General features: G+C 43.0%; 16 protein-coding genes and 3 pseudogenes. 6 read left to right on the top strand and 13 right to left on the bottom strand.

The features are described 5' to 3' along the window. Positions 1-214 precede the first annotated feature (214 nt). From CLIN57ABFB40_RS09970 to CLIN57ABFB40_RS09960, 3 genes are read left to right on the top strand one after another with little or no spacing between them, the layout of a single operon-like run. Positions 215-1,525 (top strand): DUF4099 domain-containing protein, encoded by a 1,311-nt coding sequence (locus tag CLIN57ABFB40_RS09970; protein WP_175629919.1) that lies wholly within the window; start codon positions 215-217, stop codon positions 1,523-1,525. 4 nt (positions 1,526-1,529) lie between these two features. After that, complete coding sequence (locus CLIN57ABFB40_RS09965; protein ID WP_123486797.1) at positions 1,530-1,724, top strand: hypothetical protein; 195 nt, start codon at positions 1,530-1,532, stop codon at positions 1,722-1,724. Then, a complete protein-coding gene (locus CLIN57ABFB40_RS09960) occupies positions 1,721-3,808 on the top strand; it encodes a type IA DNA topoisomerase (protein WP_175629918.1) in 2,088 nt (695 codons plus the stop codon). Before CLIN57ABFB40_RS09965 ends, CLIN57ABFB40_RS09960 begins: the two co-directional genes overlap by 4 nt. A 96-nt stretch (positions 3,809-3,904) precedes the next feature. Here CLIN57ABFB40_RS09960 and CLIN57ABFB40_RS09955 read toward each other — a convergent pair whose 3' ends face one another. The 13 genes and pseudogenes from CLIN57ABFB40_RS09955 to CLIN57ABFB40_RS09895 form a co-directional block, all read right to left on the bottom strand. Next, complete coding sequence (locus CLIN57ABFB40_RS09955; RefSeq protein WP_117833959.1) at positions 3,905-4,423, bottom strand: dihydrofolate reductase family protein; 519 nt, start codon at positions 4,421-4,423, stop codon at positions 3,905-3,907. Between the two features lie 402 nt (positions 4,424-4,825). Further along, positions 4,826-5,104, bottom strand: coding sequence for a helix-turn-helix domain-containing protein (locus CLIN57ABFB40_RS09950; RefSeq protein ID WP_004325472.1), 279 nt, complete (start codon positions 5,102-5,104; stop codon positions 4,826-4,828). Positions 5,105-5,116: 12 nt separating this feature from the next. Next, a complete protein-coding gene (locus tag CLIN57ABFB40_RS09945; protein WP_175629917.1) occupies positions 5,117-7,162 on the bottom strand; it encodes a bifunctional DNA primase/helicase in 2,046 nt (681 codons plus the stop codon). Further along, positions 7,125-7,484, bottom strand: coding sequence for a helix-turn-helix domain-containing protein (locus CLIN57ABFB40_RS09940; RefSeq protein ID WP_004325475.1), 360 nt, complete (start codon positions 7,482-7,484; stop codon positions 7,125-7,127). Before CLIN57ABFB40_RS09940 ends, CLIN57ABFB40_RS09945 begins: the two co-directional genes overlap by 38 nt. A gap of 218 nt (positions 7,485-7,702) precedes the next feature. Next, positions 7,703-8,548 carry an RteC domain-containing protein gene (locus CLIN57ABFB40_RS09935; RefSeq protein ID WP_175629916.1) on the bottom strand — a complete coding sequence of 282 codons (846 nt, stop codon included), beginning with the start codon at positions 8,546-8,548 and terminating at the stop codon, positions 7,703-7,705. Between the two features lie 57 nt (positions 8,549-8,605). Further along, entirely contained in the window at positions 8,606-9,211 is a 606-nt protein-coding gene (locus CLIN57ABFB40_RS09930; RefSeq protein WP_175629915.1) for a hypothetical protein, read from the bottom strand. Then, positions 9,208-10,356 carry a GyrI-like domain-containing protein gene (locus CLIN57ABFB40_RS09925; protein ID WP_175629914.1) on the bottom strand — a complete coding sequence of 383 codons (1,149 nt, stop codon included), beginning with the start codon at positions 10,354-10,356 and terminating at the stop codon, positions 9,208-9,210. Before CLIN57ABFB40_RS09925 ends, CLIN57ABFB40_RS09930 begins: the two co-directional genes overlap by 4 nt. Positions 10,357-10,474: 118 nt before the next feature. Continuing rightward, on the bottom strand, positions 10,475-11,098 hold the full coding sequence (locus CLIN57ABFB40_RS09920; protein ID WP_175629913.1) for a CatA-like O-acetyltransferase, family 2: 624 nt from the start codon (positions 11,096-11,098) through the stop codon (positions 10,475-10,477). Between the two features lie 80 nt (positions 11,099-11,178). Beyond that, positions 11,179-12,000 carry a helix-turn-helix domain-containing protein gene (locus CLIN57ABFB40_RS09915; RefSeq protein ID WP_175629912.1) on the bottom strand — a complete coding sequence of 274 codons (822 nt, stop codon included), beginning with the start codon at positions 11,998-12,000 and terminating at the stop codon, positions 11,179-11,181. A gap of 1 nt (position 12,001) precedes the next feature. Then, on the bottom strand, positions 12,002-13,117 hold the full coding sequence (locus CLIN57ABFB40_RS09910; protein WP_008664991.1) for a hypothetical protein: 1,116 nt from the start codon (positions 13,115-13,117) through the stop codon (positions 12,002-12,004). 442 nt (positions 13,118-13,559) lie between these two features. Then, positions 13,560-13,772: pseudogene (locus CLIN57ABFB40_RS09905) on the bottom strand (hypothetical protein); the annotation flags it as partial. Positions 13,773-13,792: 20 nt separating this feature from the next. Next, positions 13,793-15,085 (bottom strand): YhcG family protein, encoded by a 1,293-nt coding sequence (locus tag CLIN57ABFB40_RS09900; RefSeq protein WP_175629911.1) that lies wholly within the window; start codon positions 15,083-15,085, stop codon positions 13,793-13,795. 69 nt (positions 15,086-15,154) lie between these two features. Continuing rightward, positions 15,155-15,570 (bottom strand): annotated as a pseudogene (locus CLIN57ABFB40_RS09895) (site-specific integrase); the annotation flags it as partial. Between the two features lie 80 nt (positions 15,571-15,650). Between CLIN57ABFB40_RS09895 and CLIN57ABFB40_RS20600 the strand changes: the two are divergent. The 3 genes and pseudogenes from CLIN57ABFB40_RS20600 to bglX all read left to right on the top strand — a co-directional run. Next, positions 15,651-17,138 (top strand): annotated as a pseudogene (locus tag CLIN57ABFB40_RS20600) (beta-L-arabinofuranosidase domain-containing protein); the annotation flags it as partial. 348 nt (positions 17,139-17,486) lie between these two features. Next, positions 17,487-18,440 (top strand): glycoside hydrolase family 43 protein, encoded by a 954-nt coding sequence (locus CLIN57ABFB40_RS20595; protein WP_175630365.1) that lies wholly within the window; start codon positions 17,487-17,489, stop codon positions 18,438-18,440. A gap of 26 nt (positions 18,441-18,466) precedes the next feature. Further along, positions 18,467-20,746 (top strand): beta-glucosidase BglX, encoded by a 2,280-nt coding sequence (gene bglX, locus CLIN57ABFB40_RS09880; protein WP_175629910.1) that lies wholly within the window; start codon positions 18,467-18,469, stop codon positions 20,744-20,746. Positions 20,747-20,773 lie beyond the last annotated feature (27 nt).

Raw genomic sequence — 20,773 nt, 5'->3', positions numbered from 1 at the left:
TATATTATGTAATCACCTGCAAAAACATAACAAATATTTTGCCAAAGATGTTTTTATTTCTCCAACTGTTGGTTGGATATTTTCATCTGCCACGGACAAATCGGGACAGCGCAGGACAAATTCGGACAGCCCTTGCCGCCCGTCCAAATATAGCATATTTAGTCGCTACCTTTGAGCGGGACTATTCCCGTAACCACTAAAATTCCAATTATTTATGGCAAACAGAATGACCCCACCCGCAGAGGGGCAGGAAAAAGACGTGCTGCTGGTCTTGGATAAACAGCAGGGAAAGGTGAGTGCCGTTAAAGGTATTGACAAGGAGGGCAATTTGCAGACCGTACTACCCACTACCGGACATGGCGGCGAGTTCATGCAGGTGGACAAGAACAGCGATGTGTTCAGCAACTTCATTTCCAATTTCTTCCGCAAGTTTCAGGACACTTCCGGGCTGGAATTGTTCAGCGTAAAGGCTTCCCAAGCGGAGCAGAACGCAAAGGCAATCGAGAACAACCACCGCAACCCTATGCCGGAGGGCGACAAGCGGGTTGAAATGTTAAGAGTTCCGAAGCCTGACTTCCACGAGTTCAAGCAGGGCTACCGCTTCGACCCGGCAAAAATCGACTGGGAGAACCTGAAGAAAGTCGGCATCACCGCCGACACACTGAAAAACACGAAGGACTTCGACCGGGTGATGCGTGGCTACAAGTCCCGCAACACCTACACCGTTTCGGGGACGGTGGGCGGCTTCTACCTCAAACCTACCGATGTCAAGCTCTCTTTCTATCAGGCAAAGGACGGCACGGTAGTACCCAAGCTGCACGGCGTGCAGCAGGACGAGAAACTGTTGCAACGCCCGTTCCATGAACACGGGTTCACCAAGCAGGAACAGGGCAACTTGCAAGGCACTGGCAACTTGGGCGGCATTGCTGAAATCAAAGACCCGAAAAGCGGCGAGCAAATCCCCGTGTTCGTCAGCCGGGACAGGTACACGCACGAACTGGAGTATATGCGGGCTGACAAGTGGAAATGCCCCGATACCATTTGTGGCGTGAAAGTCAGCCCGGAGCAGAAAGCCGCCTTTGAAGCCGGACAAGCGGTGAAAATGGGAAACCTGCAATTCAGGGACGGCACGAAGCGCAGTGCCTATTTGCAGGTCAGCGCAGTGGAGCGTGGCTTGGAGTTCCTGCCGAGGTCTGCCGTCCAGTTCTTGCAGCAGGGGCAGCAGCCCGTAGAACAGCAGGTAGCTGGGTTAAAGGACGGAAAGGGCGTTGAGTTCAACGGTCATGTGCAGCCCGGCGCACAAGGCAAATCCCCCGACAAGGTACAGCCGAAAGACGTTACCCCCGCCGCCGAGAACCGGACACAGGTAGCAGTCAATTCCGAGGGCAAAACCAACGAAGCCACCAAACAGGGCAAAGAATCGTTGAAACAGGGTCAGGACAAGCCCACCGCCAAGCAGAAAGAGAAGCAGGATAAGAGCCTGAAAGCGGATAAACCCAAGAAGTCCAAAGGAATGAAATTATAAAGGTATGCAGCTAATCTATATTATAGCTATTCCGCTTGTCGTCCTGATTTTCTTCATAGTCCTTTCTTTAAAAACCGACTGGAAAGAAATAGACAAGCACAACCGCCAGTATTACGTGGGCGGCTACCATATTTATTATGACCGTAAAATTTTACGGGAAATCAAGTCTGTAACAAACCATAAAAAAGAAACAACATGATTGCATTGATAGCAGAAAAGCCCAGCGTGGCAAAGGACATCGCCCGCATCATCGGTGCGACCCAGCGTAATGACGGTTATCTTTCCGGCAACGGGTATATGGTGACATGGGCGTTCGGCCACTTAATCCAGCTTGCCATGCCGGAAGCCTATGGCGTGGCGAACTTCTGCAGGGAGAGCCTGCCCATACTGCCGCCCGATTTCCAGCTAATCCTCCGTCAGGTGAAAGCGGAGAAAGGCTACAAGGCAGACCCCGGTGTGCTGAAACAGTTGAAAGTGATAAAGGAAGTGTTCGACCAGTGCGACCGGATTATTGTCGCCACCGATGCCGGACGTGAGGGTGAGTTAATCTTCCGCTATATCTTCCATTACCTGAACTGCCGCAAGCCTTTCGTGCGCCTGTGGATAAGCAGCCTTACCGACAAGGCAATCCGGGAGGGGCTGGATAACTTGCAGCCGGGAGAGCGTTACGATAACCTCTACCTCTCTGCCAAGTCCCGCAGCGAAGCGGACTGGCTGATAGGGATAAACGCCACCCAAGCGTTGAGCGTAGCCGCCGGGCAGGGCGTGTTCTCGCTGGGCAGGGTGCAGACACCCACGCTCGTGATGATATGCAGCCGCTATTTGGAGAACAAGAATTTCGTACCCGCCAAGTTTTGGCAACTCAAAGCGGCGACCGCCAGCGGGGGAATAAGTTTCACCGCCCAATCGACCGCCAAGTGGGAACAGCAGCCCGAAGCCATAGCCGTCCTGCAACGGGTTAAGGATGCCGGACAACTTGCCGTTAAATCCGTTGAGAGGAAAGAAGCCTGCCAAGAACCGCCCCTTTTGTACGACCTTACCACGCTGCAAAAGGAAGCGAACACTAAGCTGAATTACTCGGCTGACAAGACGCTTTCCATAGCGCAAAGCCTGTATGAAAAGAAAGTGATGTCCTACCCGAGAACCGGAAGCCGCTATATATCGGAAGACGTTTTCGATGAAATGCCGGAGCGTGTCGCCCTGTTAGGGCAATACCCCCGCTTCGCCGGGTATGCCGCCGGGCTGGACGGCACACCCCTGAACCGCCGCAGCGTGAATGACGGCAAAGTGACCGACCACCATGCCTTAATCATTACCGAGAACCTGCCCGGCGAACTCTCCAAAGACGAGCGGGCGGTTTACGAGCTGGTAGCCGGGCGTATGCTGGAAGCCTTTTCGGGCAAGTGCGTGAAAGACGTTACCACCGCCATATTGTCGGCTGGAGATACCGACTTCACGGTGAAAGGGTCTGTGATGAAAGAAGCCGGGTGGCGTGCCGTGTTCGGCGAGCAGGAAACGGACGGGGACGAAGAAGCCACCAGCCTGCCGCCGCTTCAAGAGGGCGAAAGCCTGCCAATTTCCAACGTGGAACTGTTGGAGAAGCAGACCAAGCCGAAACCGCTGCACACGGAAAGCAGCCTGTTGGCGGCAATGGAGAACGCCGGAAAGGAACTGGAGGATGCCGAGCTGAAAGCCAGCCTGAAAGATGCCGGGATAGGCACGCCCGCCACCCGTGCGGCGATTATCGAAACGCTGTTCGCCCGCCAGTACATCGTGCGTGAGAAGAAGAACCTTGTGCCTACCGACAAGGGGCTTGCCGTTTACAAGATAGTCAGGGACAAGAAGATTGCCGATGTCGAAATGACGGGTATGTGGGAAACCGCCCTTTCCAAGATAGAAGCGGGCAGCATGGATGCCGACACGTTCCGAAAGGGTATCGAGGTGTACGCCGCCCAAATCACGGCAGAACTGCTATCGGTGCAGCTATCTGTCGCTACTGGTGAAACCTGTCCCTGCCCGAAATGCGGCAACGGGCGCATCCTGTTCTACCCGAAAGTGGCGAAGTGTTCCAACGTGGATTGCACGCTTACCATATTCCGCAACAAGTGCGACAAGCAGCTTTCCGACAAGCAGATTGTCGAACTGGTGACGAAACGCAAGACCGGGCTAATCAAGAGGTTCAAGGGCAAGAACGGCAAGGCTTTCGATGCTTCGCTTGTGCTGGACGAACAGTTCAATGTCGGTTTTTCATTTCCCGAAAAGAAAGCGAAACCGAAGAAATAGCCTATCTTTGCCGCTGAAATTTCATTGTGATAGGTTTTGCAACTTATAATAATTGAAATTTTAGTGGTTGCGCCCGGCGGGAACCGGGCGCATTTTTTATACGTTCCCGCCAAACAGGTAGGTCGAACAGACCACCCCGTTATCCAGCACCCTGCTTTCCGAAAGTTTCCACAGCGAGCCGGATGTTTCCCCGATAAAGCCGATGCCTTTGCCCGCCATAACCGGGACGGTGTAGATAGTCAGGCTGTCCAGCAATCCGACTTTAATCAATGAAGTAAGCAGCTTGCCGCCACCTACCACCAGTATGTCGGTTTCCTGTTTCAGTTCATAAATCCTTTGCAGCGGTTCTTCGGTCAGGAACTCCACACCGCAATCCGGTGTTACGTTGGTGTCGTAGTGCGACACCACAAAAGACCGTTTGCTTTTGTGCGGCCACCCGCCCCAGTGTTCAAAGATGTAGTTGTAGGTGTTCGCCCCCATAAGCAGGCAATCAGCATCCAAATAGTATTTGCCAACGATAGTTTTTACTTCATCGGGTAACCAATCCAGTTCCTTGTCTAAGGTGGCTGTATGTCCGTCAAGAGATACGGCGATATGCGCTTTAATTTGTTTCATCCTATCAGGTATTAAACAGTTGATAATCTTTTTTCAAACTGTCCGCTGCTACCTCAAAAAAAGAAGCGTGAACTTACACTGCTCCAAAGTAGAGGTACTGGCAATACCTTTGAAACGGGACAGGCAAGCCCACGCTATGACAAAGCATAGCATAGACATTGCGCTGAAATCTCGTTTCATTTTGAAAAGTGCCAGTTTTCTACTTTGAGATATTCGGCGAACGAATATGTTATTATAATGACGATATTACAGCCAAAACTGTTCAACCGCCGTTATTCTCTTATGTTACTTTTGCAAAAGTAGCGAAAATCACCGAAATAACCTTGCAAATAATAGAAATCCTGCCTTATTATCATAACAAGACAGGATTTAAAGAAGAAAATATATGATATTGATTATCACTCAATCCGTACGTTCACGGATTAACTTGTGTATGTCGCTTGCACGATAGAAATATTTTCCGTCTAACGTCAAGTAAGGCAGTATTCCTTTCTTCCGGTAACGTTGCAAGGTTTTGGTACTCACTTTCAGCATAAAGCACAAATCCTGATTATCAAGGAGTTTTTCGCCGTTCAGGTAATTGTGACCGCTTAACAGACGGTCTATCTTTTTGTCCTGCATATCGAGCCTATCCATGATACGCTCCATCCAAGCCACGAAGTTTTCTTTATCTATATACATAAGGCTACCGGATTAAATAAGACCTATCATAAAATAGCTTTGGTTCACCGGGTCTTTAATGATAATCTCCCGTTCACGCATAAAGCGGATATAACTCTTTGCGGTGCGTTCCTTGACATCCAAGACCTGCTGTAATTGTTCGCAAAGGTCTATATAGGTGATATGTGTCTGTCGCCCGAAAATGTCACGGGCAACGCCTACCAGTTCCCTTTCCTTGCGCTTCTCTTTTTCCTCACGGGGTTTCTCACCCTTGTAAACGTGCATCCCGGCTTTTTTGTCCCATGCAAAGAGCATCAGAGGAACGTCCAGCGGGCTTCCGTCCCTTACTTTCAGTGCTTTTACCACTGACTGGGTAGGTTCTTCGTCTTTCTCTATCGAAAGGATAGTAGCCGCCTTGCGCTGCAACTCGCTACCCAAATGTCCCCGCAGTTTCAAACCGTTCGGGACGAAGTGCAGCACACAAAGAATACAGGTGTTGTAGATGCCCGCCAACCGATAAAGTTCATCTATCACCGCCACGCTTTCCGCTTCATCGTTGGCACTCTTTACAAGGTCTGCGATGCCGTCAATGACGACCAACTGGATGCCGCCGTACTGGTAGTAGAACTTATCCATGCTCTGCACAATGGCGTTCAGGCGTTCCTTGCGTGACATACCGGTAAGACAAAACGCTTTCAGTTCATCGGGTTTGTCCGGCTGTTTGGCACGTGCCAGCAGGTTGCTTACATTCTTGAACAGTTGCACTTCCGATTGCTCGGTATCGTAAAGCAAGACCGCCTTGTGCCTGCCGTTGGCGGTTATCTGTATGCCCAGCGTATCTACTTCCGCACCAGCCGGGCAGATGCAGCCCGCCACGATTGCGGCTACATAATTGCTCTTTCCCGTTCCCTCGCCCCCGGTGATGCCGAACAGGTTGCCTTGTGTTCCTAACGGAACGTCACCCGCCGAAATAATCTCTTGCGCTTTGGCGGGCGGGTTGTTGAAATCTATCTCGCACGATTTAAGCATAATTAGTGTGTCGCTATACAGGTTGTCTAAAAATTCGATAAACAGTTTCAGGAAATCTTCACGGGTGTTCCCGGCTTTGAAGTAGTCGGATATGTCCTTTTCCTCTTTCGTTCCCGGAAGCGGGAGCAGCAGGCGTTTCACGCCAAATTCTTCCAATAGTTTTTCCTGCTTGCGTGAGCTTTCCCTGCCCGTCTTGTCCATGTCAAAGAGCAGGACGATGTGTTTGAAGCGGAATGTCAGCCTATAAACCAGCGTGGGTGGTATCGTCACCGTTTCGCTGTTGAAGCAGATAGCGTGAAAACCATGCGCCGCCAGTGAAAGTACGTCTTTCTCGCCACCCGTGATAAAGAGCGTATCGCCTTTGGCGGGCAGTTGTTCCAGTCCGAAACAGTAGTTTTCGCCGAAGCTGCCGCCGTAGAGGAAGCGGGGTGTGGAGAACGGACGGTACAGTTTGATGTGCTGCTTGCCCTTGTAGCCGTACATGGGTTCTGCCACCGATGAAGTGTAGGTGTACGGTTTCCCCTCTGCCGTTTCGCTGTTGTACTCCCGGAGCGAACAGACCTTGTAATGTTCCAGCAGTTCGGGCGTGATGCCGTACTGTTGCCAGTACACTAATTCGGCAAGCGGCAATTTCTGTTCCCGGAACTGGTAGGGCTTGACGGGCTTTTCGGGTGTTTCTTCGGGTTTGTCCGGCACTGCCCGGCAGACGGTTGCCGGGGGAATGGAAACCGGAGTGCCGGAAGCCAGCCCCAAGCCTAAATCCCGGTCGATGGTTTCCAGTATTTCCACGAAGTCAGCCGCCCGGTTGCAGTCCAGCCCCTTTAACTGCCCCACGAGGAAGAAACAGTCGCCGCTGTAACTGTCATTACCGAAGTCTTTCATCTTGTACATACCGCTATGGCGGTCAAAGTAGATATTGCAGGATGCTTTCTTATCCTGATAAAGAGGATTAAAAAAGTGCCTGCCAATACGCCAGTCACCGGGTAAGTAATGTTTGAAAACAAGCAGACCGTTATTTGTTCTGCTTAGAATTTCTTCTTTCCTTAACATATTTCTGATGATTGGTTATCAGTTCATTTATACACTCCTTATCACGCTTAATCAGGCGTTCTTCCAACATTCGCTTTACTTCCTTAATCTTGTAAAAGTAATGCCCCTTGATGTCGGAGTAAGAAATCATTCCTGCCGCCCGTAGGCGTTGTAAAGTACGGTCACTGATTTTCAGGAACGTGCAGACTTCGTAACTATCCACCCAAATTTCATCTTCATCAGTCTTGTTTTCGTCCAAGTGATTGAAAATGTAGTCTGCTATGGCGGTAATCTTGTTGTCAAGTTCCTTATAGGCTTTTGACTCAAATGTTATAATCTCCATATTGCTAACTTATTGATTTGCCGCAAAGTTCGGGAGAAGAAATAACCTAAAAGTCATGGTTATATCTATCATGGTATTACTTTTCTTCAAGCTATTTTTAGGGGAATATTGGCGTAAAAGTTCCCCAAAATGTCATTTTTCAAAGTAGATTTCACCATAAAAAGAAAGTACCATGTTGGGGAGAACATGGTACTTCTTACATACTGGAATACTGGAGATTATTTCATATCATCCTCATTCATCCGCTTAACAAGATTATCTATCAGATGATGAAGATATGCCGTCCGGTCTTTTCTCTCTTTCATGGCTATATATGAAGCGTAATAATCCCCTAAATCAATGTGGAATATCGTGCTAAGGAAATTCATCATTTCTTTTATCTCCACGTTGCCATTGTTTATGTCGCCTGAAGATACAAGAGAATATCCCAGTTCGATAAGATATGACTTTTTGCCTGTGAAGCGGAACGGGTATTTGAAACATCTTTGTAGATTATCTTCTATCTGATTATTCGTTACCAGTTTCACCAATCGCTTATTCAGATAAATGCGCAGCATTTCATTGGCGATAATCTTTGCCACTTTATAGTCATATCCAGTTGAGAAATTAGGGTCTTTGTCAAACTGTGCGCTATCGGTACATAACCGCAAATCTGCCTTTCCACGAACAAAATAATATTCATCATACACAGTGGAGTGTGAACGGTAGTATTGATAAAAGTCCAAATTGCGATTGAAGAAATAGGTTAGATTATCCAGTTCCCGATTGATATAATTTCTAATTACTTCATCGCTACCATTAGGACATTGTGTTTCAATCTTATATATTTTATAGAAGAATAGCAACCGACCAAGTAATTCCGGTTTCTGTGTCTTGAAAAATAAGATTTCATCCTCTTTGGTTGGAAATATATAGGTTTGTATTTTAGTTCTCAAATCATCAAGAACTGTTTGCAGTTTATGTACCATTGAAAGAGAGGTTTCGATAATATCATAGCCGTAGAGGTCGATTTCTGAAATATCAACCTCTACTTGCTCTAATATCTTATCTACTACCTTTTTCATCGTATAAGTAGCTTATTTCATTATGCTATTATTCGATTTTACTTCTTTTTCATTCAGTCACTGTTCTTTTGATATATAAGGAGGATAATCATCTTTAGACAACCTTTTTTCCAATGTGTCAGGGGATATATCCCAAAGCGTTGGCAAATATTCAAATACGACTTTCCCGTTATCAAGATAAAAACGAACTTTAGAATTGAAAGCGACAGGTTTATATTTATCTTCTCCTATGGGATTATCTCTATATAACAACTGATTTTCTTGCCATTTTAGCTCTATCCCGTCAAAAGTCACATCAAATATTCCACAAACTACGGCTTCCATTGTGGAATCTTGAACTGTTGTTGAAACACAGCGCATATAACCTGTGATTTGCTTTGTGCTTTTTCGCATTGCCAATTCATAACAAAACACACTCGTTCCTGTATAATCTTTGGCTATGGTGGTTCTTGCTCCTTTATCATCCAAATTGTAAACCAATTCTTGGGTAATAGTTGTCATGTCGAACTTGAAACCGTTTCCCGTTGTCACTAAATTTGAGAATGTCATTTTGTCGTTATATGCGCCTTCTAAATTTCCGTTCTCTAATTTATAGACTGCACCAGTAAGCAATGTTTTACCAATGATGTTCTCTTTTAAAAATTGAATTATTTCGTCTTTCATTTTATCTTTTGTTTTACTTCAATAGGTAAATAGATTTCCGTTACCAATTCTTCCATGCTTGCTTTATCGGGAGTATTGGTATATATTTCAAAAGTCATTTGTTCTCTTAAACTATACTTGCTATTAGGTAACCAATCAAGGTAAATATCCCGATAAATTCTATTTAATTCATGGTATCTTCCTTTTATATTGAATACCGAATATAGACCTGTTTGTATGTTTAGAACACTGAAACCTTTAGGAATTTCCATTGAATAGGGAACAGTTATACCAATCAAAAATCGGCATTTATCTATTTCCGTAATATCAAGGCTATCCAAACTGATACTAACGTATTTGAAGCCTTTATCTGTCAGATTGTATTTCTTGGCAAATTCCATTATTTGCTTCCATAAAGTAGAATATGCTTGCTTATTTCTATGTGTTCGCTCAAATTTCAAATATGCAACTTTAATTTCTTTAATCCTCTTTATTGAATACTCCAGTTGTTTTATAATCTTGTTTTCATAAGCAACATTTGAATATGCTTTTCTGAAAGCAGGAATAGACATCTGAAAATGCTTCTTAAATGCCCTTGATAAAGTATGTTTGTTTTGAAAATTTATCTGTTCAAGTAGTTCCGATACCCTTGTATTCGTTGAAATAAGTTTGAAAGCAATATATTCTAACCTTAACCGCTGAATATAATCACCGACATTCTCTCCAACAACATCTTTGAATACTCTCCGGAAGTGATACATAGACATACAAGCTACATGAGATAAATTGTCACAATTTAAGTCCTCAAATAAATGCCTGTTAATATATTCTTGAACATTCATTATAAGGTCATAGTGTATATGGGCAGTGTTTATCTTTTGCTTCCACCGCTTTAGATTGGGTAACCTGTCGGATAACACATTTCTCAATTCCTCGCTTTTGTAATTCGTACCAGCAATTTGATTATAAGAATCGGGGAAAAGTCCCCAAAGGTAAATGAGGTATTCCATTGAGAAATTAAAAAGATATTTGCCGGAGTTCAAGCAACAAGAACAAAATTCCTGATTGAGTGTACCATCAGAATTTGTTCCATATTCTGTAATATCCTCAATATCTAATGGCATACCACAACTTTGGCAATATTTGGTTTCTATGTCTGTTTCCATTGCTGTTTCTATTATTGAGAGCAAAGTTACTCAATCTGTTACGAAATCAGTTACCATAAATAGTCATTTTTGAAATAAGCTGCAAAATCGTAACCTGTGTATATCATTTATAGCAAACTTACTTATACTGCAAATTGTCAATTGCTCTCTGAACCCCGTCTAAAAATCGGGAAGCGTGCGCCCCGTCCATTTGCGTGTGGTGGAACTGGAAAGAAACGGTAAGCGTCGTTTTCAGCAGGCGGCGTTTGTATTTGCCCCAAATAAGAAACGGATTATTAAAAATGCCGCTATACATCCCGACAACCCCGTCTATTTCATATTGTGCCAATGCGGAAGTTCCGATAACCATGCTTTCCGTCAAGTCGTGATTGACGCAACTTTCAGCCACTTGTTTGGTAAGTCGCAGATAGTGTCGATTAAACAAAGATAAATCATCGCAGAAAGGAATATCACACGAACTTACCTCGCCCTCTCTGTTGGCGACAATGGTGTTTACTGCAATGGTATCGTACTGCATCAGTTTACCGCCAACGGGCAGCAGATAAAATTCTTTCACGTTTCTTGCGGCTTTGCCGATACACCAGCACATCAACATATTAAACTTCATGCCCGATTTCCGGCTGATTTTCACAAGGCGTGACACATTGAGTGTCTTAAAGAACGTCACCATTGGCATAGGTGCGTTCATCCACATTTCAAAGGCGTATGCCCGGCTGGTTTCTTGGGGATTTACTTCTTTCATACTTAATGCTATTTTCATTTAATGAATCAGACGGCAAAAGTAGGAGAAGCGTTTGAACCCGGATAGAACAAACGGGACATTTACACGGGATTGGTGAACAAATCGGAATAAGGATTTGATACTTTCAGTAAAGATATGGGCGTATATCCGCAGAACTTCTTGAACTCCCGGATAAAGTGTGACTGGTCAGCATAACCGCTGGCGTATGCTATTTGTGCCTGATTGATTTCTTTGCCCGCTTGATGCTGCATCTGCGCCAAAGCCTTTTGGAAGCGGACGATACGGGTATATTCTTTGGGATTGATGCCTACAAAGGAATGAAACAACCGCTCGAACTGCTTTTTGCTCAGGCAGGCAATGGAAGATAATTCGTTTACAGAGATTTGCGGAGTGATATATATTCGCTGTATGGCGGCATCTATTCTTTTAATTCTGTATGTGGTATCAGCTAAATTATCGGCAATTTGTGACAACAGCCATTTTTCTATATAGCTTATGCAAATAGAATTATTCTCACAGTCAAATATTCGTGTAGCCAGTTCATTCAAACTTTTGTTTTCAAGGCTGTAACCGGACACTTCTTGATTATAAAAGAGTGAAGTCGGTATGTTCATAAACATACTCATAGCGTGAGGGTGGAATACAACCACTATCATTTCTGTATTGCCGTCTGCATACAAATGGGATGAAAAATTAACTTGTCCGCTGATGGTAAGTTTGTCTTGTGCAGCATTCAATTCGGGAATATATAGTGGTGCTTGCTTATGGAAGATGATTTGAGGGCAACCGATAGGATAAGTAAAGGCATCCAGCGGTCGATTGCTCTTGAATACCCAATAATACCTGACGTAAGGTTGCAGTAACTTACAAGGTTTGTAAAACTTGAACTCATCTTGAATCATTTTACAAATCTTTATCACTAATTGAGTCTAATATATTTTTCATGCGCTTGCTCACATTTTCCAATATATCAGTGTATTTATTGTAATTTCCATGTATATTATTGACTTGTCGACATATCTTTTTCTTGTTTTTTATCCAGACCTTATTTAATAGGTCTATATATATTTGATACTCGTTTTCCGGATGTAAATATTGAACTTCTTCCATTAGATAGGAACATCTATTACTATTTATAGGATGGTTATTAGGAGTCGGAATCAAATTTGCCTCTTCTAACCAAGAATAAATAAGAAAAAAGAAAATAGGTGCAAAAAGTAATAACATCTGATTTTTATCTGTTAGGTAAATATGATACAATACGTGTACTGCAAAAATATCAGCCACAATTTCTTCATCATTTTTCATTTTATTTCTAATATTAGGAGAAGGTTTTTTGCTGAAAGGCCATACGAGTTCTTCTATACTATCAATATAAGCATGTCCCATTTCATGAAGAATTATAAATATTTCAATTCCTGATAACAGAGACTCGTCTTCAGGGATTAGATTAAAAAAGCTAAATGCTTTTGCATGATTATTAGTAAGTAGTCCAATTGTCGTTCTTCTAAATTGTCGATGCATTCTCCATCTAATTATATTCCATAAATTGGAATTAGTTTGTTGCTCTATTATAAAAGGCTGCAAACATCTGCAAAAGACATGCGCAAAATAACAAGTTCCCGATGTAATAGAAATTCGTTTATCCATACCAAACCATGATGCATAGTCTGCATTTACAATACTCCATCCTGAAACATCATTAATTCCATCTATTGGAATGATAATTTTCAAGCTATCCAATGTTTTGCAAATAATGTTATATTCTTCATCTAATATTGTTTGATAATGAGGTAAAGGTAATATCTTTTTAAAATAGTAATATAAACAAATTTCGGTGTTAAGTTTTATTATCCAGCGAAAGAATGAATTGTTAGGAAAATGCTTTACTAAAAACAATATAACTCTATTGTGACGATAAAATAGAAACTTAAAATCCTTAATGATATTTTTTTTCAAACTTGGTTGTTGAGTTATTGCTGTAGATATTCTATTAGTAATAATATGTAATTTATTCATAAGGCTTTTCTCTTTAATTATGATATATTTGGATACAAATTTAAGATAATAATATCAAGACTAGAATATTTTGAGCATTTTTAGTGCAAGGTGCAAGTATATATCTATATATAGCTTGCACCTTGCACTAACCGCAGAATATTTATTTTCAATGATTTGCATTTATCAAAAGAAAGCCGTATCTTTGAACCGTAGTTTTAGGCAGACAACGAACAGCCAAAAGGTGACAGAAAAGCGTTATTCTTGTAACCTAAGTTGTACCCCCTAAGGCTTTGACATGATGATAAGAAATTGAATTTCAAGGATATTGGGGAGTCGGTTCATAACCCTGTCTCTCCGCTGAACTAACCGGACAATACCGGACAGTAAGCAGACAAGTCCCACAAATTCAATGATTTGTGGGACTTTTTTATCCCCTTGTGTCTGCCTTAAAGTACACCTTTTCGTGGCTCATTAGGAATATCAGATAACACACTCGTATCTTTTCCCTTGCCTTGATTTTTAGTTTGTTTTTGCAGGGGTGCAGGTTTATATTGGCATAAAGGTCCGATATGGTAATGGCTTCGAACTGTTCTCCGACACAGGTTTCATGAATGGACGAAAGAGACTTCATGTCAAAATATTCATGCTGTCCCTCCGGTGTATTCTGTATTTCTCCTGCCATATACGCTTGGTTTATGGGTTCTTATCTTTATCAAGAAAGGAAGTCAGTTCTTCCTCTACTTCTTCTATACTTGGCAGAACTGATTTTAAATTCTCAGGTATAACCTTGCTCAGTTGGTAATCGCTGATACCTATCGGCTGGTCGTAGCCTGTCAATGCGTATTGCGCTACAACTTCGTCTTTTCCTTTGCACAGCAACAACCCGATAGTCTTGTTGTCATTCTCTCCCCTCAGTTTGTCATCCACCACATTGATGTAGAAGTTCAGTTGTCCTGCATACTCCGGTTTGAATGGAGTAGCCTTTAATTCTACTACAATGTATGCGTGTAAGGGAATGGAATACAAAATCAAGTCTGCATAGAAATCGCTGTTACCAATTTGAAAATGCTTCTGTCGAGCAACGAAAGCAAAGCCATTGCCCATTTCCAGCAAGTAACGGGTGACGTGCTTAACCAGTTGTTCTTCTATGTCCCTTTCGTCTGCCTTTTCCTTAGTTCCAGTCAAGTCAAAGATGTACGGGTCTTTCAACAGGTAATTGGCAAGGTCGCTTTGGGGTGCCGGAAGCGTGGCAGTAAAGTTATTTACTTTGTTGTTATTAATTTGTCTGGTATACAGATTGGTTTCAATTTGTATTTTAAGAACATTGCTGCTCCAGCCCATTTCTACCGATTGCTTCATGTACCAATATTTTACACCTAATGGAAGCGAATTATTGAGCATGATTACATGACTTGCCCAATTTATTCTGGCAACAGGGGATGCCAAAAATAATTTTTCTATATCCTCAATCGTTATCCGGTAAATGGCAGATACAGTTTTGGCAACATTCTGAATTTGCGCAAGAGGTTCTTGCGTAAATTCTAACAACTGACTATCAGTGGATTGTATTTGCGCAGTAAGTTCTTGCGTAAATTGTCCGTTGTTTAGTTTCAAGACTTCATCTGTGACATTCTGTATGCTTGGAACAGATAGCCTTACATCCGTATCAATGAAACTTCGTAGCACGTTCAGCGGATATGACCGTGCGAATTGGCACATATAAGTAAGGTTACGTTCCGAATAGCCTTTCTTTTCAGGATAATTGAATCGGATAGCCTTTGCTAGTTGCTTGATGATTTTGCTTCCCCAGCCTTGTAAGTTCTGATGATACAGGATATAGTTGCCTATTTTCCAGTAATGGAACAGCATTTGCGCATTGGCTGCGGTAATCAGCCTGACTTGCGCCTGTTCTATTTCCGAACCGACAGCATGAACAAATGCGTCAAAGTCCGTTCTTTCTATATGATGTTCTTTGTTGTTTTCCATGTTTCGATGTCTATTGTTGTTGCAAATATAATTCAAATAGCGGATAATCTATGAAACTGATTGATACTTTTATAGTTGGTTGAACTTGTTCATGGCATTTGCCTTAATGTCATCCGCTATGTCAATATAAGGTTTTATAGCTTTATAGTCGCTGTGTCCAGTCCATTTCATAACCACCGGTGCCGGAATTCCGAGTGCCAACGCATTACAGATGAAAGTCTTTCTTCCGGCATGGGTGCTTAACAATGCGTATCGTTCATCTTCTGATTGCTGATGACGGGCAATGTCATGTGGTTCTCGAAATGAACATCCTTGTATTTTTCAAGAATGGCTTTGCTGTGGTCGTTCAGTTCGATTATCAGGTTGTCCACAGTCTTGACTGTGGTGACTTCAATGTGGTCGGGTTTAATATCACTTCTTTTCAAGTTACGGACATCCGAATATCGTAACAAAATTAAAATAGTGAAGGAATTAACTTTTTTTATAGCAATAATAGGATAGAAAAAGAGCGAGTCTCAGTCTTTTCTTTTTAGAATGGAAATACACTATTAAAATTAGATATACAATGAAAGTGATTAAATGGATGTTAGCCTTAGGTATATTGTTACCGACGTATGCCTTTTCACAATCCGGAATCGAGCAAATTAAAATCGATGGATTTATTGGAGAACGAATCAATACCTGTATCGAAAAGCGGGTAAAGGCACAGAACGTATCAGAATTGATACATCCTTTCCGGCAGATGACAGAAGGCGGATGGTGGCAATCAGAATTTTTCGGCAAGTGGATGCTTGGAGCTATTGCTTCCTACCGATACACTGCCGATCCGGAATTATTTAGGATAATTAAAGATGCTGCATCGGATTTTATGGAAACACAGCAACCGGATGGTTACATCGGTAACTATAAACAGGAAGACAGATTGACCAATTGGGATATTTGGGGACGTAAGTATTCATCTCTTGCTTTGTTAGCATATTATCGACTGACCAAAGATGAGAAAGCATTAAAAGCAGTGGAACGGCTGATCGACCATTTGATAAAAGAACTGGAAGAAAGGAATGTCAATATTGCAGCAAGCGGATTTTATTACGGCATGGCAAGTTGTTCCATATTAGAGCCTGTCGTCTATTTATATAAGGAAACAGATAATCAGAGATACCTGGATTTTGCAAAGACTATTATTGAGGGCATTGAGCAGGCAGGAAGTTCGCGGCTAATCACCAAGGCACTTCAAGATATTCCCGTATCTCACCGTTCGGCGTTCCCTAATCAATGGTGGTCCTTTGAAAACGGACAAAAAGCCTATGAAATGATGTCATGTTATGAAGGACTGGTAGAATTAGGAAAGGTGCTGAACGAACCGCTTTATTTGGAAGCAGCTAAAAAAACAGTTGACAATATCCTTCGGGAAGAGATAAACATTGCAGGCTCCGGTGCAGCTTTTGAATGTTGGTATGAAGGAAAAAAGAAACAGACAATACCTGCTTATCACACAATGGAGACTTGTGTTACTTTTACTTGGATGCAACTTTGTGCACGTTTGTGGCGGGAAACTGCCAATCCGATGTATATGGACGAGTTCGAACGCACGATGTATAATGCATTAATGGCGTCCATGAAGAGAGATGGTTCGCAGATTTCGAAATATAGTCCGTTAGAAGGACGGAGGCAACCGGGTGAAGAACAGTGCGGAATGCATATAAATTGTTGCAATGCTAACGGGCCGAGAGGATTTGCGTTGATTCCGGACATTGCCTACCAAGTAAAAGACGATCAAATATATGTGAATTTATATTTGAATTCGGATGCTGTTGTCGCTTTAAACAAAAACAAGATAGCACTCAATATGCAAACCCAATATCCTTTGGATGGGAAAATCGAGTTGACAATCAATCCTCAAAAAGAAACGACCTTTGGATTTGAAATCCGTATTCCTTCGTGGGCAGGCAGAAATTTCCGTATTTTGGTGAATGGTGAGCAGCAGAGATATTTCCATAAAGGCAGCTATCTTTCACTTTATCGAAAATGGATGAAAGGCGACCGGATTACCATTGACTTTGATTTGGAACCCCGTGTAGTACATCATGAACATTCGCAGGCTGTGACGCACGGACCGCTTGTATTTGCCAGAGACAGTCGTTTTAATGACGGTGATGTGGATGAATGTGCCGTTATTCAGTGTGACCGGGAAGGACTTGTCCAAGCAACACTCAAAAACACCTTTGAAAGCTCATTCGCATGGATAACAATGGAAGTTCCCATGATTTTGGGCACTGACTTGGAGAATCCGGAAAATAAGGCTGTCCGGATGATTCGTTTTTGCGATTTTGCTTCATCCGGCAATGACTGGGCAACTACAGGACGTTATCGGGTATGGATTCCTGAGACGCTACATGCTATGTCGGAACCTTACCATCAGTATTCTATACGGGAAAAAACTGAAAAGACAAGTGGGAATCCCGTTTTCCAAGGCTGGTATGCCGATCCCGAAGGAGCTGTGTTTGATAATAAATACTGGATTTATCCAACCTCTTCGCTTCCATTCAAAGAGCAATTATATATGGATGCTTTTTCATCTGAAGACCTTGTCAGTTGGGAAAAGCATCTTAAAGTCCTTTCTGTCGAAAATATTAGTTGGCTAAAAAACGCGTTATGGGCACCTGCCGTCATCGAGGCAAACGGCAAGTACTATTTCTATTTTGGAGCAAACAACATACAAAGTAATGAAGAGATCGGTGGGATTGGTGTTGCAGTTGCTGATACTCCGGCAGGACCATTCAAAGATGTATTAGGCAAGCCGCTGATTGATAAAATAGTCAATGGCGCCCAACCGATTGACCAGTTTGTCTTTAAAGACGATGACGGGCAATATTATATGTATTATGGTGGCTGGGGACATTGTAATATGGTGAAAATGGGAGCTGACCTAATTAGTATAGTGCCTTTCGAAGATGGCAGTATGTACAAGGAAGTGACTCCTGAAAATTATGTAGAAGGACCGTTTATGCTGAAACGAAATGGAAAATATTACTTCATGTGGTCGGAAGGCGATTGGACCGGTCCCGATTATTGTGTAGCATATGCCATTGCGGATTCACCGTTTGGTCCTTTTAAAAGAATGGGACAAATATTGAAACAGGATAAAAACATAGCTACAGGTGCCGGACATCACTCGGTTATCAAAGGACCGGGTAAAGATGAATGGTATATTGTCTACCACCGTCGTCCTTTGGAAGATACCGATGGAAATCATCGGGTGACTTGCATTGACCGGATGTATTTCAGTCAGGACGGAAGCATTCTGCCCGTTAAGATGACTGACACTGGCGTAAAAGCCGCTTCATTAAGATAATCTTGGTCTTTTAAATAAAAATCATAATGAAAATAAAACAACTGATAATATACGTTTTAATAGGTTCTTGCCTTTTCTCCTGTGCTGTTCCGAAGAACAACGAAGAGGCTGAAATGCAACTTTTTGTCGCTGATTTGATGAACCGGATGACTTTACGTGAAAAGCTTGGGCAACTGAACTTGCCGTCAGGTGGTGATTTGGTGACGGGAACCGTCAAAAATGGCGAACTGAGCGAGATGATACGAAAACAGGAGATTGGTGGTTTCTTTAACGTAAAGGGAATCAAGAAAATCTGCGAACTCCAACGCATTGCAGTAGAAGAAAGCCGTTTGAAAATTCCCTTGCTGGTCGGAGCGGATGTGGTTCACGGTTATGAGACAATCTTTCCGATACCATTGGCACTTTCTTGTAGTTGGGACACATTGGCAATTGAGCGTATGGCACGTATTTCTGCAGTAGAAGCTAGTGCCAATGGTATTTGCTGGACATTCAGTCCAATGGTTGATATCTGCCGCGATGCGCGTTGGGGGCGCATAGCAGAGGGGAATGGAGAAGACCCGTATTTAGGTTCTCTTTTTGCAAAAGCATATATACGGGGCTATCAAGGGGAAAACATGAAAAAAGAAGATGAAATTCTGTCTTGTGTGAAACACTTTGCCTTGTATGGCGCTTCTGAATCGGGACGTGATTATAATACGGTTGACATGAGCCGCTTGCGTATGTATAATGAATATCTTCCTCCCTATCGGGCGGCGGTGGAAGCCGGGGTTGGCAGTGTGATGAGTTCTTTCAATATTGTGGATGGTATCCCTGCTACGGCCAATAAATGGTTGTTGACGACTCTTCTTCGAAATGAATGGGGCTTCCGCGGATTGCTTGTTACTGATTATAACTCGATTGCGGAAATGTCATACCATGGTATAGCGCCTTTGAAAGAATCTGCAGTTCGCGCCTTGCAGGCGGGAACTGATATGGATATGGTGTCCTGTGGCTTCTTAAATACTTTGGAAGGATCGTTGGAAGAAGGAAAAGTGACAGAAGAACAAATAAATACCGCTTGTCGCCGTGTACTGGAAGCAAAATATAAATTAGGACTATTTGAAAACCCATACAAATATTGCGATACGTTACGTGCGCAACAGGATACATATACGGCACGGCACCGTGTTGAAGCACGTAAAATCGCGACAGAAACATTTGTTCTATTGAAAAACGATGAGAAGCTTCTTCCTCTTCGCTGTAAAGGAAAAATAGCTTTGATTGGTCCTATGGCAGATGCGCGTAATAATATGTGCGGAATGTGGAGCATGACATGTACACCTTCCGGACATCGTACTTTATTGGAAAGTTTACGTTTGGCAGTCGGTAATGAAGCCGAAATCTTGTATGCTAAGGGAAGCAATATTTATTATGATGCGGCACTCGAAAAGGGAGCTGTAGGTATTCGTCCGTTGGTCCGTGGTGACAATGGACGACTGTTGGACGAAGCTTTGCAGACAGCCGCCCGTGCCGACGTGATTGTTGCCGCTTTAGGTGAATGTGCGGAAATGAGCGGCGAATCGGCTTCCCGTACAAAACTTGAAATTCCTGAAGCGCAACAAGACTTGCTAAAAGCTTTAGTAAAAACGGGGAAACCGATAGTTTTACTGCTGTTTACAGGTCGTCCTTTGGTATTGAACTGGGAAGATACACACATCCCGTCTATTCTGAATGTATGGTTTGGCGGAAGCGAAACGGGAGATGCTGTAGCTGATGTTTTATTCGGTAAGGTAAATCCAAGCGGTAAGTTGACAACTACTTTTCCTCGGTCAGTAGGACAACTGCCTTTATTTTATAATCACTTGAATACGGGGCGTCCGGATCCCGACAGTTGTATATTCGACCGCTATTCTGGTAATTATATAGATGAGAGCAACGAACCGCTTTATCCTTTCGGGTATGGGCTGAGCTATACAAACTTTGTATATGGCAAGTTGCGGTTAAGTTCGAATATTTTATTTAAGAGCGGCGAATTGACAGCATCCGTCACAGTCACTAATACCGGCGATTATGACGGTTATGAAACAGTACAACTTTACTTGCGCGACATATATGCTGACATATCACGACCGATAAAAGAATTGAAAAATTATCGACGCATATTCCTCCAAAAAGGAGAAAGTCAGGAAATAACTTTCACCATTACAGAAAACGATCTGAAATATTACAATTCCGAGTTGCAATATGTTTATGACCCCGGAGAATTTGAAATAATGGTAGGAACGAATAGCCGGGATGTACAACAGGAACGTTTTATAGCCGAATGACCCAAGGATATATTTCGTTGATACAAG

Origin of the sequence: Bacteroides acidifaciens (assembly GCF_903181435.1) — a bacterium.
Classification (GTDB): Bacteria; Bacteroidota; Bacteroidia; order Bacteroidales; family Bacteroidaceae; genus Bacteroides.
This window is presented reverse-complemented; position numbering and strand designations above follow the sequence as displayed.